Here is a 16,680-nt window from a genome sequence, read left to right as displayed (position 1 = left end):
ATGTGGGAGCTGGCTTGCCTGCGATAGCCGCGACGCGGTTTTCAGCCGACCAACTGAGCATCCCGCAACGCGGTAAGCGCCGCCAACCACCGCGGATCCTGCTTGTAATCCGTCGAAGCAATCGCCTGCCCCCGCATCCGCGCAATGCGCGCCGATGGGGTGACCTTCATCCGCTGAGCAGCGGTCAGTGCCAACTCAGCCGCCGCCCGATCATTGCACACCAGCCCCATATCACAACCAGCCGTCAACGCGGCTTCAATCCGGCTGGCCGCGTCACCGACCACATGTGCACCGGCCATCGACAGGTCATCGCTGAAAATCACCCCATCGAACTGCAATTCACCGCGCAGAATATCCTGCAACCATCGACGCGAAAAGCCAGCTGGCTGAGCGTCAACCTGCGGGTAAATAACATGCGCCGGCATCACCGCCGCCAACTGCGTGCTCAGGCGCGCGAACGGCACTAGGTCATTCGCGCGAATCTCTTCCAAGCTACGTTCGTCATTGGGAATCGCCACGTGTGAATCGGCCTCAGCCCAACCGTGGCCCGGGAAGTGTTTGCCTGTGGCAGCCATGCCGGCGCTGTTCATGCCACGGATAAAGGCACCGGCCAGCACGGCGGCGCGCTCGGGGTCGCCTTCGAAGGAACGGGTGCCGACGACGGCGCTGCGTTGGTAGTCCAGGTCGAGCACCGGGGCGAAGCTCAGGTCCAGGCCCACGGCCAGTACTTCAGTCGCCATGACCCAGCCGCACTGCTCGGCCAGGTACTCGGCATTCGGGTTATCCGCCAACGCACGCATGGCCGGCAGGCGCACAAAACCCTGGCGCAGGCGCTGTACACGACCGCCTTCCTGATCGACTGCCAGCAGCAGATCCGGGCGCACGGCACGAATTGCCTCGCTCAACTCACGCACCTGGCGCGGATGCTCGATATTGCGCGCGAAAATGATCAGGCCGCCCACTTCAGGCTGGCGCAGCAGGTGGCGGTCCTCGGCCGTCAGCCAGGTACCGGCAACGTCGACCATCAAAGAACCTTGCAGGGCAGCAGTCATAAACCTTCCTTAAATAACGCGCGCAACCCGTTGCCCTCACGCGGCGCGAATGGCGCGTTGAGCACAACGGGTTGCGAATAAATAGCTGAAATCGGCATGGCGGCTAGCTTAGCGGATGCAAGCGGCCTCGCACACCCGGGGCGGTCAAACCTTGGCGACAGCCGGCGTGGTTTTACTGCGCGGACGCAATTGGGCGGCGGCCATGGTCGGGTCGGTCACGCCGGTTTCGGCACGCATGCCGGCAGCGAGAAATGGCACCATCAGGCGCATGACCTGTTCGATGGAGGTGTTGACGCCGAAATCGGTCTCGGCAATAGCCCGCAATGCCTTGATCCCGGACATGCTGAACGCTGCGGCACCGAGCATGAAGTGCACGCGCCAGAACAGTTCGATGGGCGGAATGCGCGGGGCGGCCTCGTTGACCAGCAACATATAGCGACGAAATACCTTGCCGTACATGTCTTCCAGATAACGCCGCAAGTGACCCTGGCTCTGGCTGAACGCCAGGCCCAGCAGCCGCATGAAGATCGACAGGTCGTTGCCGCTGCGCGGTTGAACCACCAGGGCTTGTTCAACCAGGATTTCCAGCAGGTCTTCGAGGGTAGGCTTGTGATCAGCCTTGGCCTGGCGGCGCTCCAGCTCACGGTCGAGGCTGGCGCAGAACGGCCCCAGGAAGCGTGAGAACACCGCCTGGATCAGGGCCTTTTTCGAGCCGAAATGGTAATTCACTGCAGCGAGGTTGACCCCAGCCTTGCTGGTAATCAGCCGCAATGAAGTTTCAGCAAATCCTTTTTCCGCGAACAATTGCTCGGCAGCATCGAGAATGCGTTCAACGGTTTCCGACTGGGCCATGGCTACTCCGCCTGACAAACACTTGTTTGAAACATACGTTTCAGATTGTGTCTTGTCAAGCCTGCGGGTTCGCTTTCCGGCCGGGCAGTCATGTCTTTCATCGCTATTTAATCACATCCCTATCGGTCTGTAGGCAGCGCTATCTCTGCTTTGTAGGAAGCATGTCCGATGACCGTCCAGCGGAGTGATAGAAAAGGATGATTGCCAAGCGCAGTCCACTGTATATAATCCCAGTCACTGTATAAAAAGACAGAGCGATCAACATGCTAAAACTGACGCCACGCCAAGCTGAGATTCTGGCTTTTATCAAGCGCTGCCTCGATGACAACGGCTACCCGCCGACACGAGCGGAAATTGCGCTGGAACTGGGGTTCAAGTCCCCCAACGCCGCCGAAGAACACCTTAAGGCCCTCGCTCGCAAAGGCGCGATCGAGATGACCCCCGGTGCCTCGCGCGGTATTCGTATCCCTGGCTTCGAAGCCAAGGCCGACGAATCGACCCTGCCGATCATCGGTCGCGTCGCCGCCGGCGCGCCAATCCTGGCGCAGCAGCACGTCGAGGAATCCTGCAACATCAACCCGACCTTCTTCCATCCTCGCGCCGATTACCTGTTGCGGGTCCATGGCATGAGCATGAAGGACGTGGGCATCTTCGACGGCGATCTGCTGGCCGTTCACACCACCCGCGAAGCCCGTAATGGCCAGATCGTCGTCGCCCGTATCGGCGATGAAGTCACCGTCAAACGCTTCAAGCGCGAAGGCAGCAAGGTCTGGCTCCTGGCCGAGAACCCTGAGTTCGCCCCGATTGAAGTGAACCTGAAAGATCAGGACTTGGTGATTGAAGGCTTGAGCGTCGGCGTCATTCGCCGCTAAAGGAGGCATCATGCAGCTCATTCACACCCCACAACACACACAACTGTCGCTGTTCGAGGCCTTCATGGCCCAACCCCTTGCGCCCATCCTCAAGGAAACGGTCGAGGCGCCTTGGAGCGCAGAGCCTGAGGCGTTCAGTGAATTGTCGTTGCGCGGTGCGGCGGGGAGTTGCCTGAGCCTGCTGGCGCCGATCCTGCGCGAATTGAGCGAAGAGCAGGATGCCCGCTGGCTGACGCTGATCGCTCCGCCGGCCAGCCTGACCCAGGCCTGGTTGCGGGACGCCGGCCTCAACCGCGAGCGCATCCTGTTACTGCAACCGCGCGGTGCGCAAAGTGCCCAGCAGTTGACCTGCGAAGCCTTGCGCCTGGGCCGTAGCCATACGGTGGTGAGCTGGTTGAATCCGTTGAACGCTACCGCCAAGCAACAGTTGATCAGTGCGGCACGCGTTGGCGATGCGCAGAGCTTGAATATTCGACTGGGATAAAACCACAGGCCTGGCCTGTGGAGATCGGGCTTACTGTGGCGAGCGAGCCTGCTCGCGCTGGGCTGGGCTGCGAAGCAGTCCCAAAACCAGGCATCGTGGTTTGCCTGATGTACCGCATCAATCTAGTTAGGGCCGCTTCGCAGCCCGGCGCGGGCGGTGCGACGATTCCACAAGCCCGATCACTACAACTCAGTGAAGCACCCGCGGCCCATCTTCTTTCTCCGGTTCACCTTCAGCCAAGCGACCTGCCATCTGTACACCCACGCTCAACATGGCTTTAGCCACTTCCACATGCTGGCCCTGCAGGAACACCTTGGCGTCCTCGGAAAAATCCAGAATAACCAGAGAACCTTCGTCCTCAGCCCGGCGCAGCTCGATTCGGCCGTCAGGCAACTCAACAATTTCCAGAAAGGACGTCGGCATAAAAGTCTGTTCTCCACGAAAGACGGGAATTATATCAGTCATCCACCCAACCCCGCTGACGATCTGGACAGGTTTCTTTACGGCTTGATGAACGGTGCGCAGCTGACTCGATTCGAATGTGGGAACGGCGGTTCAACGCTCCCATATTTTGATCGGCATACTTCAGCAACGTCCTCTCAGCACTCGTTCAGGCCTTCGCGATAGCGCAGCGCCAGTTTTTTCAGCTCCTGGCGCCAGCCTTCCAACTCTTCCCGGCTCAACGGCTTGGGTTCGTCGTCTTCAACCGCCACTGCCACGATCAGCGGCTGGGTCACGTCACCCTTGGGCACGTGGGGAACACGCGGCGGCTGGAACATGTCGGCATGCGCCTTGAGCAAACGCGCGATCCAGCTGTCGGGGCTTTGCGCCATTTCCACCAGCTCAGCCAGTTCAGGGATCGCCATTGTGTCGAGCACGTCGCGGTTAATGATCATTTCTGCGCGCGGCGAACCGGCCTGGGGCAGACGGTAAAACCCGGCGATTTCATGGCACAGCCCCAACAAGGCACCGTAAAGGTGGAACAACGCGGCTTCACGCCCCGCCTGAACGAGCGCAATGGCATTCATCTCCTTCCCTTCCTCGGCGCGGCCAAGGGCTTCCAGGGACAAACCCGCAAAGTAAATTTTCTGATTGGTACGGGTATAGAGTTCGTTGGCCATGCGGCAGTCTCCACAACGAATAAGCGTGATGCTGGCTTAACAGTGTTACGGATCAGCCGAGCGCACTGCAAGCGCAAAAAAAAGGCCGCCTGTGCAGGCGGCCTTGGTATTTAGCGGATCAGTCGATCAAGCGCCCTGGCGCTTGTCTTCGACCTTCCACTTGCCGCCGTCGTAGAACGCTTTCCAGCCGGTAGGCTTGCCGTCCACTTCCGACTGCACATACTGCTCCTTGGTCTTGCGGCTGTAGCGGATCACGGCTGGGCGACCATCCGGGTCCTTCTTCGGCGCTTCACACAGGAAGTGGTACTTAGGGTCGATCTCATCCTTGTGCGGCACAATTTCCAGCACCAGCGGCGCACGGGTCTCGCGGTTTTTCGGGAACTGGCTGGCAGCCAGGAACAGCCCCGAAGCGCCGTCACGCAGGATGTAGGTGTCGTTGACCTTCTCGCACTTGAGCTCAGGCATCTTCACCGGGTCCATCTTCGGCGGCGCCGCGTCACCGCTTTTCAGCAGTTTGCGGGTGTTCTTACAGGTCGGGTTGGTGCAACCGAAGAACTTGCCGAAACGGCCGGTCTTGAGCTGCATCTCGCTGCCGCACTTGTCGCATTCCAGGCTCGGACCCTCGTAGCCCTTGATGCGGTAAGTGCCCTCTTCGATCTCGTAGCCGTTGCAATCCGGGTTGTTACCGCAGATGTGCAGCTTGTGCTTTTCGTCCAGCAGGTAGGCGTCCATCGCCGTGCTGCAGATCGGGCAACGGTGCTTGCCACGCAGTACCAACGACTCGGATTCACCCTCATCGTCGGCCGCGATTTCATCACCTGGTACCAGGTTAACGGTGGCCTTGCAGCGTTCTTTCGGCGGCAGGCTGTAGCCCGAGCAACCGAGGAACACGCCGGTGGACGCCGTACGAATTTGCATCGGGCGGCCGCAGGTCAGGCACGGGATGTCGGTCATCACCGGCTGGTTGGCGCGCATGCCGCTCTCAGGGCTTTCTGCTACTTCAAGCTTCTTCTTGAAGTCGCCGTAAAACTCGTCCAGCACATTTTTCCAGTCGCGCTCGCCCTGGGCCACGTCATCGAGGTTCTCTTCCATGCCGGCGGTGAAGCCATAGTCCATGAGGTTCGAGAAGCTCTCGGACAGGCGCTCAGTGACGATATCGCCCATCTTTTCCGAGTAGAAACGACGGTTATGCAGCGCAACGTAGCCACGGTCCTGGATGGTCGAGATGATCGCTGCATAGGTCGAAGGACGACCGATACCGCGCTTCTCCATCTCCTTCACCAGGCTGGCTTCCGAATAACGCGCCGGCGGCTTGGTGAAGTGCTGGGACGGGTCGAGCTTGATCAGCTTCAGCGTATCGCCCTGAGCCATATCCGGCAGCACATCGTCATCGCCAGGCTTGGCGATCTGCGGCATTACACGGGTATAGCCGTCGAACTTGAGGATACGCCCCTTGGCACGCAGCTCGAAGTCACCAGCGCCCACGCTCACGGTGGTGGACAGGTATTGCGCCGGCAGCATCTGGCACGCCAGGAACTGGCGCCAGATCAGCTCGTAGAGGCGCTCAGCGTCACGCTCCATGCCGCTCAGCTTGCTTGGCTCAGTGTTGGCGTCGGAAGGACGAATCGCTTCGTGAGCCTCCTGTGCGCCTTCCTTGCTGCTGTAGACGTTCGGCTTCTCCGGCAGGTACTTCTTGCCGAACTCCGTTTCAATATAAGTACGCGCCATCGCCACCGCGTCTTGCGACAGGTTGGTGGAGTCCGTACGCATATAAGTGATGTAGCCGGCTTCGTACAGACGCTGGGCCATCATCATGGTTTTCTTCACACCAAAGCCCAGGCGGTTGCTCGCGGCCTGCTGCAGGGTGGAGGTGATGAACGGTGCCGACGGCTTGCTGCTGGTCGGTTTGTCTTCACGCTTGACGATGCTGTAGCTGGAAGCCTTGAGCTTTTCCAGCGCGGCCATGGCCTGGGCTTCGTTCAGCGGCTTGAAGGCCTCGCCTTTCTCACGGGCCACTTCAAAGCGCACATTGGCGCCCTTGGCGGTGCCGAGGTCGGCGTGGACTTCCCAGTACTCTTCGGGGTTGAACGCACGGATCTCGCGCTCACGCTCCACCACCAGCTTTACCGCAACCGATTGCACACGGCCAGCGGACAAGCCACGGGCGATCTTGGCCCACAACAGCGGCGAGACCATGTAACCCACGACGCGGTCGAGGAAACGACGCGCTTGCTGGGCGTTGACACGGTCGATATCCAGCTCGCCCGGCTTGGAGAAGGCTTCCTGGATGGCTTTCTTGGTGATTTCGTTGAACACCACGCGCTTGTAGCGGCTGTCATCACCGCCGATGGCTTCCCGCAGGTGCCAGGCAATGGCTTCCCCTTCGCGGTCCAAGTCCGTCGCGAGATAGATGGTGTCAGCATCCTTGGCGAGCCGGCGCAGCTCCTCAATGACCTTTTCCTTGCCCGGAAGGATTTCGTACTTGGCCTTCCAGCCATGATCCGGGTCCACACCCATGCGCGAGACCAGCTGCTTGCGCGCTTTCTCTTTAGGCGTGAGCACCGGACCTTCGCCCGCGGCCGCCTTGCCGCGCTTGGCGGCAGGCTCCTTGCTGGCGCTAGCCGAACCGCTGGTGGGCAGGTCTCGGATATGGCCGATACTCGACTTCACCACGTACTCGTTGCCCAAGTACTTGTTGATGGTCTTGGCCTTAGCCGGGGATTCCACAATGACCAGCGATTTGCCCATGGATCGGAAAATTCCTGAATTCGAGAAGAGAAAGGCAGTTGGCGCCTGTCGCGGCAACGCTATATATAGTGGCAACAAGATGAGGTCAAGCGCAGCATTCTGCGCGACCTGCCGTTATTGCCCGGAAAAAAGACTCGGTTCGGCCTGGACCAAAGCAAAGCGCGGGACCTGCTCGCCGTCAACTTCGACGCTCTCCAGGAACATGCTCAATGGGCGCACCCAAAAGCCGTAATCGCCATACAGTGCTTGGTAAAACACCACTTCTTCTTCAGTCTCGGAATGCCGTGCCACGTTAAAAACACGGTACTGCGGACCTTTATAATGTTGGTAGAGCCCTGGTTCGACTTTCATGCTCTGGCCCTCTTACAAAATGTGTTGAAAAAAAATATTAAAAATTCCAAAAAACAAAAACCGGGGCACTGGGCCCCGGCTTCCGTCAACCCAACGCTTAAACGCGTTCGAAGACGGTCGAAATGCCTTGGCCGAGACCAATGCACATGGTTGCAACCCCGAGGTTGCCGCCATTTTGCTTCATCACGTTAAGCAAAGTGCCGGAGATACGCGCACCGGAGCAACCGAATGGGTGGCCCAGGGCAATCGCACCGCCGTGCAGGTTAACCTTCTCGTTCATCTTGTCGAGCACTTTCAAATCTTTCAGCACTGGCAGGGCCTGTGCGGCGAAAGCTTCATTGAGCTCGAAGAAGTCGATATCGGAGATAGTCAGGCCCGCGCGCTTCAAGGCTTTTTGTGTGGCCGGTACTGGACCATAGCCCATGATCGCCGGGTCCACACCCGCCACTGCCATCGAACGGATCACCGCCAGCGGCTGGATACCCAGGTCCTGGGCACGCTGCGCCGACATCACGATCATGCACGAAGCGCCGTCGGTGATTTGCGACGACGTACCGGCTGTCACGGTGCCGCCCTTTGGATTGAAGGCAGGCTTGAGGGCCGCCAGGCTTTCCAGGGTGGTGTCCGGACGAATGGTTTCGTCGTAGTCGAACAATTTCAGGAAACCGTTCTCGTCGTAGCCGTTCATCGGGATGATTTCATCCTTGAACTTGCCTTCCACGGTCGCCTTGTGGGCGAGTTGGTGGGAGCGCAGGCCGAACGCGTCCTGGGCTTCACGGGTAATGCCGTGCATTTTGCCAAGCATTTCCGCAGTCAAACCCATCATGCCCGAGGCTTTTGCTGCGTACAGCGACATGTGCGGGTTAGGGTCGACGCCGTGCATCATGCTGACGTGGCCCATGTGCTCCACGCCACCGACCACGAACACATCACCGTTGCCGGTCATGATTGCCTGGGCGGCAGTGTGCAGCGCGCTCATCGACGAGCCACACAGGCGGCTCACGGTCTGGCCGGCCGCGGTGTGCGGGATCTGGGTCATCAGCGACGCCATGCGCGCGATGTTCCAGCCCTGCTCCAGGGTCTGGTTGACGCAGCCCCAGATCACGTCTTCGACTTCGCTCGGGTCAACCTTGACGTTACGTTCCAGCAATTTACTGATCAGGTGCGCCGACATGTCTTCGGCACGGGTGTTGCGGTGCATGCCGCCCTTGGAGCGGCCCATCGGCGTGCGACCGAAGTCGACAATCACCACGTCTCTTGGATTCAAGCTCATAAATATTCTCGCTCTAGTCGTCTGGGCGCTTAACCGAAGAAGCTCTGGCCATTTTTGGCCATTTCACGCAGCTTCGCGGTCGGGTGGTACAGCGGGCCCAAATCAGCGTATTGATCAGCCAGGGCAACGAACTCGGCCACACCGATCGAGTCGATGTAACGCAGCGCACCACCACGGAATGGAGGGAAACCAATACCGTACACCAGGCCCATATCGGCTTCGGCGGCGGTTTCGACGATGCCATCTTCCAGGCAACGCACGGTTTCCAGGCACAGGGCGATCATCATCCAGTTGATGATGTCTTCGTCGGACACCTCACGCTGTTCGTAGATGACCGGAGCCAGCACTTCGTGCACCGACGGGTCGGCCACTTTCTTCTGCTTGCCCTTCTTGTCGGCCTCGTAGGCGTAGAAGCCCTTGCCGTTCTTCTGGCCCAGGCGCTTGGCTTCGTAGAGCGCGTCGATCGCCGAACGGCGGTCGTCTTTCATGCGGTCCGGGAAGCCTTCAGCCATGACGTCGCGACCGTGGTGGCCGGTGTCGATACCGACCACGTCCATCAGGTACGCCGGACCCATCGGCCAGCCAAATTTTTCCATGACTTTGTCGATGCGCACAAAGTCCACCCCGGCGCTGACCAGCTTGGCGAAACCACCGAAGTACGGGAACAGCACGCGGTTGACCAGGAAGCCCGGGCAGTCATTGACCACGATCGGGTTCTTGCCCATTTTCTTGGCGTAGGCAACGGTGGTGGCAACAGCCTGCTCGCTGGACTTCTCGCCACGGATCACTTCGACCAGCGGCATCATGTGCACCGGGTTGAAGAAGTGCATGCCGACGAAGTTTTCCGGACGCTTGAGGGCCTTGGCCAACAAGCTGATGGAAATAGTCGAGGTGTTCGACGCCAGGATAGTGTCGTCCTTAACCTGGGCTTCGACTTCAGCCAGTACCGCTTGCTTGACCTTCGGGTTCTCGACAACGGCTTCGACCACCAGGTCGACATGGCCGAAATCGCCGTAGGACAGCGTAGGACGAATGCCGTTAAGCACTTCAGCCATCTTCGCTGCGGTCATGCGACCTTTGTCCACGCGGCCGACCAGCAGCTTGGCGGCTTCCGCCAGGCCTTGCTCGATGCCGTGCTCGTTGATGTCTTTCATCAGGATCGGCGTGCCTTTGGACGCCGATTGATAGGCGATACCGCCGCCCATGATACCGGCGCCGAGTACGGCAGCCTGTTTCACGTCCTTGGCGATTTCGTCGTAGGCCTTGGCCTTTTTCTTCAGTTCCTGATCGTTCAGGAACAAGCCGATCAGGCTCTGGGCCGCCGAGGTTTTCGCCAGTTTGACGAAGCCAGCGGCTTCCACTTCCAGGGCTTTGTCGCGACCGAAGTTCGCGGCTTTCTGGATGGTCTTGATCGCTTCAACCGGCGCCGGGTAGTTCGGGCCGGCCTGGCCAGCCACAAAACCTTTGGCGGTTTCGAACGACATCATTTGTTCGATGGCGTTGAGCTTGAGTTTTTCCAGCTTCGGCTGACGCTTGGCCTTGTAGTCAAACTCGCCACTGATGGCGCCCTTGATCAGGTTCAGTGCAGCTTCGGCCAGTTTGTCCGGGGCGACCACGGCATCGACGGCACCGACTTTCAGCGCGTCTTCAGCACGGTTTTCCTTGCCGGCGGCGATCCACTCGATGGCGTTGTCGGCACCGATCAGGCGCGGCAAGCGCACGGTGCCGCCGAAACCTGGGTAGATGCCCAGTTTGACTTCAGGCAGGCCGATTTTGGCGGTAGCAGACATGACGCGGAAGTCCGCAGCCAGGCACATTTCCAGGCCACCGCCCAACGCGATGCCATTGATGGCGGCGACGGTCGGTACGTTGAGGTCTTCGAAATCGCTGAAAATCTTGTTGGCTTCGAGGTTGCCAGCCACCAGCTCGGCATCGGGCAGCTTGAAGTTGTCGACGAATTCGGTGATGTCAGCGCCGACGATGAACACGTCCTTGCCGCTGGAGACGATCACGCCTTTGATCGATGCATCAGCCTTGATGGCGTCTACGGCCTGACGCAGTTCGTTCAGGGTTAGACGGTTGAACTTGTTGACGGACTCACCCTTGAGGTCGAATTTCAATTCGACGATGCCACTTTCAAGAGCCTTAACCGTGATGGCTTTACCTTCGTAAATCATCAACTGATCTCCACGATATGGAAGCTGAACAGTACACATTGAACGCTGGCCTCTGGTGGGACATTGATGATTTCGTCAATGTTCACGCCAATCCGCCAGGCACACCCGCCAATGCGATAGTCGGGATTCTGTATGAGTCGTCTGACAGACAAACGCTCAATTCATACGCCCGTTTGATTTGGGTACGCCACCTTCATCCAATTCCGGGCAATTGTCAATCGCTCGAAAGGCTAGGGAAAACGCGACTTTCCAGTCATTTCAGAACCCGAGTCATACGCCCGCGACCCGTCAATATTCAGCTATTCACTGAATCAATAATAGAAAACATTCGGGAAAAGGCTGTACAGAACGGGATATGCCGCTAGGCTAGCGACAACCGTAACGCGTCTGGATGAACATCCGACGCGGGAAACACAGATTACCGGCCTGCCTGGCCAACTCCAGCCCGATGATATGTCGGGCTTTTTATGGCCTGCTGTTTATCAGGCCAGGGCTCTAAGCAGCGTATCGATATCCTTCAGGACGCTCGCCTCGCCCTTCTCGCCCCAATACAAGGCGATCATTTGCTTGTCGGCCTCGATCTTGTAGACGTTGTCCGGCAGCGTCGCAAAATACGGCAACAACTTTTCATCGACGCACACTTCACGCCATTGATTTACCCATACCCCCGGCTCCAACTGCCAATAGCTCCAGAGCGCCGGCGTGCTGCCGCGCCGTGGCCGGCAATACTGCGCGCACGGGCTCGGTGGCTCATGCTTGAGCCAGTGCGGCCACTCCTGGGGCGACAGTTGCATGGCCAGGCCGATGCGGCGCGCCTCCATGCGCAGGGCCATGCGCCCACTCTGATGGCGCGACGGGCGCAGCCATGCCAGAGGGCTCAGAACCACCACAAGGATTGACACCACTATCCAGACCGTCATATGTGTACTCCCGAATTTCTAGATGAGCGGATTTGATCTGACGCAACCGCATCCGCTTGAAAGCAGCCATACTGAATTTATTGCAGTCCCTTGGAGGAACGCCTCATGCCCTACACACATATTCTGGTCGCTGTCGATCTGACCGAAGAGTGCGATCCGGTGATCAAGCGCGCGCAGGAATCGGCATTGGCCAATGGCGCCATACTGTCGCTGGTGCATATCGTCGAGCCCATGGCCATGGCCTTTGGCGGTGACGTGCCGATGGACCTTTCCCAGTTGCAGCAACAACAATTTGACCAGGCCAAGGAGCGCCTGGACCGTTTGATTCTCAAATACCCGCATCTGAAAAAGGAAGACTGCCACCTGACATACGGCCAACCGCGCCAGGAAATCCACCACTTGGCCAAGGAAAAGGCTTGCGACTTGATCGTGGTGGGTAGCCATGGTCGTCACGGTTTGGCGTTGCTGCTGGGTTCTACTGCCAATGATGTGCTGCACGGCGCGCCGTGCGATGTACTGGCGGTGAAACTGGTGAAATCCTCTTAAGTACAACGCAGATCAAATGTGGGAGCGGGCTTGCTCGCGAAAGCAGTCTTTCAGTTAACGCATCTGTCGACTGATCTACCGCTTTCGCGAGCAAGCCCGCTCCCACATTTTCTGATCGCATTGTCATATAAAAAACCCGGCGCTCATGAAAATGAACACCGGGTTTTTTAATGCATTGGAATCACTCAGGCATCCAGCTCAGCCCAACGCTCGACCAACACCTCCAGCTCTTGGTTCAAGGTTTCCAGGGAAGCGATGACCTTGGCAGTTTCCGCCGCCGGGCGCAGGTAGAAACCGGCGTCAGCCATTTCCGCTTCTACTGCGGCAATCTGCTTTTCCTTGGCTTCGATATCCGCTGGCAAGGCTTCCAACTCACGCTGCAGTTTGTAGCTGAGCTTTTTCTTGGCAGCCGGTGCGGCTTCCTGAGCGGGTGCAGCAGCGGCCACCGGAGCAACGACGGCAGAGGTCAAGTCGGCCTTGCCGGACTTGCTCTCGGTCACGCCCAACAGACGCGGCGAACCGCCCTGGCGCAGCCAATCCTGGTAACCACCGACGTATTCACGCACCTTGCCTTCACCTTCGAAGACCAGGGTGCTGGTGACCACGTTGTCGAGGAATGCCCGGTCGTGGCTCACCATCAGCACGGTGCCGTTGAAGGTCAGCAGCACTTCTTCCAACAGTTCGAGGGTTTCCACATCGAGGTCGTTGGTCGGTTCGTCGAGTACCAGCAGGTTGGCCGGCTTGCTGAACAGCTTGGCAAGCAGCAGGCGCGCACGCTCACCACCGGACAAGGCTTTCACCGGCGTACGCGCACGTTGCGGGCTGAACAGGAAGTCGCCCAGGTAACTGAGTACGTGGCGGCTCTGGCCGTCGATGTCGATAAAGTCGCGACCTTCGGCGACGTTGTCGATCACGGTTTTTTCCAGGTCCAACTGGTGGCGCAACTGGTCGAAGTAGGCCACGTCGATGCGTGTGCCCTCTTCCACGCTGCCGCTGGTCGGCTGCAGACCATTGAGCATCAACTTGAGCAAGGTGGTCTTGCCGGTACCGTTGGCACCCAGCAGACCGATACGGTCGCCGCGCGCCAGGACCATCGAGAAGTCCTTGATCAGGAACGGGCCGCCCGGGTGCGCGAAGCTCACGTTATCGAGGACCATTACCTGCTTGCCCGACTTGTCGGCGGTGTCCAGCTGGATGTTGGCCTTGCCGGTGCGCTCACGACGCTCGCTGCGCTCAACGCGCAGGGCTTTGAGGGCGCGTACGCGGCCCTCGTTACGGGTGCGGCGCGCCTTGATGCCCTGGCGAATCCAGACTTCTTCCTGGGCCAGTTTTTTGTCGAACAGCGCGTTGGCGGTTTCTTCAGCCGCCAGAGAGGCCTCTTTGTGCACCAGGAAGCTGGCGTAGTCGCCGTTCCAGTCGATCAGGCCGCCACGGTCCAGTTCGAGGATGCGCGTGGCCAGACTCTGCAGGAAGGCACGGTCGTGCGTGATAAACAGCACGGCGCCCTGGAAATCCTTGATGGCTTCTTCCAGCCAGGCGATGGCGCCGATGTCCAGGTGGTTGGTCGGTTCGTCGAGCAGCAGCAGGTCCGGCTCGGACACCAGGGCCTGGGCCAGCAACACGCGACGACGCCAGCCGCCGGACAATTCGGCGAGGGTCTTGTCGGCCGGCAGTTGCAGGCGGCTCAAGGTGCTGTCGACCAGTTGCTGCAAGCGCCAGCCGTCACGGGCTTCGAGGTCTTGCTGGACGTGCATCAGCTTGTCCAGGTCTTCTTCGGTGACACAGTTCTGCGCCAGGTGATGGTATTGCGCGAGCAACTCGCCCACGCCATCCAGGCCTTCGGCAACCACGTCGAACACTGTCCGTCCGTCGGCCACCGGCAATTCTTGCGGCAATTCGCCAATCTTGAGGCCCGGAGCGCGCCAAACAGAGCCGTCATCGGGCTTCTGGTCGCCTTTTACCAGCTTCATCATGCTGGATTTGCCGGTGCCGTTGCGGCCGATGATGCACACCCGCTCACCACGGGCGATCTGCCAGGACACCTTGTCCAACAACGGCATAGCGCCGAAAGCAAGGGACACATCGCTGAATTTGAGCAGGGTCATACGCTTCTCCAAAAACTGGGCGCGCATTCTACCTGAGTTGAGGGTGGGATGCGGCTGGCATTTTCGCTGCCGACACGTTCTGTAGGACATTTCCAACGAACTTGAACCAACCGGCCGGCAAAGCTTTCACCGGTCGCGGGCAAAAGGCTAAGCTAGGGGCAATCAGTGTCGGCGATGCCGGTGCTAGTCGTGATTTCTCTGCACGGACGTCTCATGCGCAGTCGCCTTTTCAACTTTTTATCTTGTCTGCTTCTTTCCGCCACCGCCGTTCAATCCGCCCAGGCCGTGGACCTCACCACCCAACGTCAATATTACGATGAAGCCAAACGCGCCCTGGCCAAGGGTGATACCGGCCCCTACATGCAATACAGCCAGGCCCTGGCCGACTATCCGTTGACGCCGTACCTGGCCTACGACGAACTGACCGCCCGCCTGAAAACCGCGAGCAACCAGGAAATCGAACAGTTCCTTGCCAAAAACGGCGACCTGCCCCAGGCCAACTGGATGAAGCTGCGCTGGTTGCGTTGGTTGGCCGAACGTGGCGACTGGCAGACGTTTGAAAAGTACTACGACGCCAAGCTCAATTTTGTCGAACTGGACTGCCTGCACGGCCAGTACCAGCTCACCCACAATCTGAAAGCCGAAGGCTACAAGACTGCCGAAAAACTCTGGATGACCGGCAAGTCCCAACCCGCGGCCTGCGATGTCACCTTCGGCCAATGGGCGGCTGACGGCCAACTCACCGAACAGAAAATCTGGGACCGCGCCAAGCTCGCCGCCGAAGCGCGCAACTACGCACTGGCCAACAGCCTGGTGAAAACCCTGCCCACCCTCGGCGCCCAAGGCCGCTTGATGGTGGATGTGGCGCAAAAGCCCGACATGCTCAGCGACCCATCACGCTTCCTGCCGGCCACCGAGGCCATGTCTGATGCCGTGGGGCTGGGCCTGCGACGCCTGGCACGCCAGGATCCGGACAAGGCCATGGCCCTGCTCGACGGCTACGCCAGCAGCATGCACTTCTCCCGTGACGAAAAAGTGTCGATTGCCCGAGAGATCGGCCTGACCCTGGCCAAGCGCTTCGACCCACGTGCGCTTGAAGTCATGACCAAGTACGACCCTGAGTTGCGCGACAACACCGTCTCAGAATGGCGCCTGCGCCTGCTGTTGCGCCTGGCCCGCTGGGAAGATGCCTACCAGTTGACTCGCAAACTCCCACAAGACTTGGCGACCACCAACCGCTGGCGCTACTGGCAGGCCCGTAGCCTGGAGCTGGCCGAGCCGAAAAACCCGCAAGCGCTGGTCTTGTACAAGAACCTGTCGCGCGAGCGGGATTTCTACGGTTTTCTCGCCGCTGACCGCTCCAAGGCGCCCTACCAGCTGAACAACAAGCCGCTGGTGATGAGCCAGGCGCTGGTGAACAAGGTGCGCAACACGCCTGGCGTGCGCCGTGCCCTGGAGTTCTATGCGCGCGGCCAGATCGTCGATGGCCGCCGCGAGTGGTACCACGTCAGCCGTCACTTCAACCGTGACGAAATGGTCGCCCAGGCCAAGCTGGCCTACGACATGAAGTGGTACTTCCCGGCCATCCGTACCATCAGCCAGGCGCAGTACTGGGACGACCTGGACATCCGCTTCCCGATGGCCCACCGCGACACCCTGGTGCGTGAAGCCAAGGTACGCGGCCTGCATTCGAGCTGGATATTCGCGATCACTCGCCAGGAAAGCGCCTTCATGGATGACGCCCGCTCCGGCGTCGGCGCCAGCGGCCTGATGCAACTGATGCCCGGCACCGCCAAGGAAACGGCGCGCAAGTTCAGCATCCCGCTGGCCTCACCGGCCCAGGTGCTGGACCCGGACAAAAACATCCAGCTCGGCGCGGCTTACCTGAGCCAGGTGCACAGCCAGTTCAACGGCAACCGCGTCCTCGCCTCCGCCGCCTACAACGCCGGCCCTGGCCGTGTGCGCCAATGGCTGCGCGGTGCCGATCACTTGAGCTTCGACGTGTGGGTAGAAAGCATCCCGTTCGACGAAACCCGCCAGTATGTACAGAACGTGCTGTCTTATTCGGTGATCTACGGGCAGAAGCTCAACTCACCACAGCCGCTGGTGGATTGGCATGAGCGGTATTTTGATGATCAATGACCGGTAATGCCGGTCAGGTAGGCGCTGTCGAGTAAAA

At 59.5% G+C, this 16,680-nt stretch carries 14 protein-coding genes; 4 read left to right on the top strand and 10 right to left on the bottom strand.

What is annotated here, in order from left to right:
• Window positions 1-41 precede the first annotated feature (41 nt).
• Together nagZ and HU722_RS08800 are read right to left on the bottom strand one after the other, a co-directional pair.
• A complete protein-coding gene (nagZ, locus tag HU722_RS08805; RefSeq protein ID WP_065882183.1) occupies window positions 42-1,052 on the bottom strand; it encodes a beta-N-acetylhexosaminidase in 1,011 nt (336 codons plus the stop codon).
• Between the two features lie 144 nt (window positions 1,053-1,196).
• Window positions 1,197-1,904, bottom strand: coding sequence for a TetR/AcrR family transcriptional regulator (locus tag HU722_RS08800; protein ID WP_065874839.1), 708 nt, complete (start codon window positions 1,902-1,904; stop codon window positions 1,197-1,199).
• Between the two features lie 263 nt (window positions 1,905-2,167).
• Between HU722_RS08800 and lexA the strand changes: the two genes are divergently transcribed.
• Together lexA and sulA are read left to right on the top strand one after the other, a co-directional pair.
• The gene (gene lexA / locus HU722_RS08795) at window positions 2,168-2,776 is read left to right on the top strand and encodes a transcriptional repressor LexA (RefSeq protein ID WP_003172575.1); all 609 of its coding nucleotides are present in this window, start codon (window positions 2,168-2,170) and stop codon (window positions 2,774-2,776) included.
• 10 nt (window positions 2,777-2,786) lie between these two features.
• Window positions 2,787-3,260, top strand: coding sequence for an SOS-induced cell division inhibitor SulA (gene sulA / locus HU722_RS08790; protein ID WP_065874838.1), 474 nt, complete (start codon window positions 2,787-2,789; stop codon window positions 3,258-3,260).
• 189 nt (window positions 3,261-3,449) lie between these two features.
• Here the strand turns inward: sulA and HU722_RS08785 are convergent, their stop codons facing one another.
• The 7 genes from HU722_RS08785 to HU722_RS08755 form a co-directional block, all read right to left on the bottom strand.
• Window positions 3,450-3,683 carry a hypothetical protein gene (locus HU722_RS08785; protein WP_010212068.1) on the bottom strand — a complete coding sequence of 78 codons (234 nt, stop codon included), beginning with the start codon at window positions 3,681-3,683 and terminating at the stop codon, window positions 3,450-3,452.
• 176 nt (window positions 3,684-3,859) lie between these two features.
• Window positions 3,860-4,381: a DUF6586 family protein gene (locus HU722_RS08780; RefSeq protein ID WP_065874837.1), complete on the bottom strand. Its 522-nt coding sequence runs from the start codon at window positions 4,379-4,381 to the stop codon at window positions 3,860-3,862.
• A gap of 126 nt (window positions 4,382-4,507) precedes the next feature.
• Window positions 4,508-7,129: a type I DNA topoisomerase gene (gene topA, locus HU722_RS08775; RefSeq protein ID WP_065874836.1), complete on the bottom strand. Its 2,622-nt coding sequence runs from the start codon at window positions 7,127-7,129 to the stop codon at window positions 4,508-4,510.
• 114 nt (window positions 7,130-7,243) lie between these two features.
• Window positions 7,244-7,480 (bottom strand): DUF1653 domain-containing protein, encoded by a 237-nt coding sequence (locus tag HU722_RS08770; protein WP_010563748.1) that lies wholly within the window; start codon window positions 7,478-7,480, stop codon window positions 7,244-7,246.
• Window positions 7,481-7,577: 97 nt separating this feature from the next.
• Complete coding sequence (fadA, locus tag HU722_RS08765; RefSeq protein WP_065874835.1) at window positions 7,578-8,753, bottom strand: acetyl-CoA C-acyltransferase FadA; 1,176 nt, start codon at window positions 8,751-8,753, stop codon at window positions 7,578-7,580.
• A gap of 29 nt (window positions 8,754-8,782) precedes the next feature.
• Window positions 8,783-10,930, bottom strand: a complete 2,148-nt coding sequence (gene fadB, locus HU722_RS08760) for a fatty acid oxidation complex subunit alpha FadB (protein WP_065889479.1) — start codon at window positions 10,928-10,930, stop codon at window positions 8,783-8,785.
• A gap of 482 nt (window positions 10,931-11,412) precedes the next feature.
• Entirely contained in the window at window positions 11,413-11,850 is a 438-nt protein-coding gene (locus HU722_RS08755) for a hypothetical protein (RefSeq protein WP_049709432.1), read from the bottom strand.
• Window positions 11,851-11,955: 105 nt separating this feature from the next.
• On the opposite strand from HU722_RS08755, the gene HU722_RS08750 reads away from it, so the two are divergent.
• Window positions 11,956-12,396, top strand: coding sequence for a universal stress protein (locus HU722_RS08750; protein ID WP_065874832.1), 441 nt, complete (start codon window positions 11,956-11,958; stop codon window positions 12,394-12,396).
• Window positions 12,397-12,581: 185 nt separating this feature from the next.
• Here HU722_RS08750 and HU722_RS08745 read toward each other — a convergent pair whose 3' ends face one another.
• Window positions 12,582-14,501 (bottom strand): ATP-binding cassette domain-containing protein, encoded by a 1,920-nt coding sequence (locus HU722_RS08745; protein ID WP_065874831.1) that lies wholly within the window; start codon window positions 14,499-14,501, stop codon window positions 12,582-12,584.
• A 213-nt stretch (window positions 14,502-14,714) separates the two neighbouring features.
• On the opposite strand from HU722_RS08745, the gene HU722_RS08740 reads away from it, so the two are divergent.
• On the top strand, window positions 14,715-16,643 hold the full coding sequence (locus HU722_RS08740) for a transglycosylase SLT domain-containing protein (RefSeq protein WP_065910449.1): 1,929 nt from the start codon (window positions 14,715-14,717) through the stop codon (window positions 16,641-16,643).
• Window positions 16,644-16,680 lie beyond the last annotated feature (37 nt).

Origin of the sequence: Pseudomonas tritici, assembly GCF_014268275.3 — a bacterium.
Lineage (GTDB): Bacteria > Pseudomonadota > Gammaproteobacteria > Pseudomonadales > Pseudomonadaceae > Aquipseudomonas > Aquipseudomonas tritici.
The sequence above is the reverse complement of the archived record's forward strand: the minus strand, read 5'-3'. Positions and strand labels throughout refer to the sequence as shown.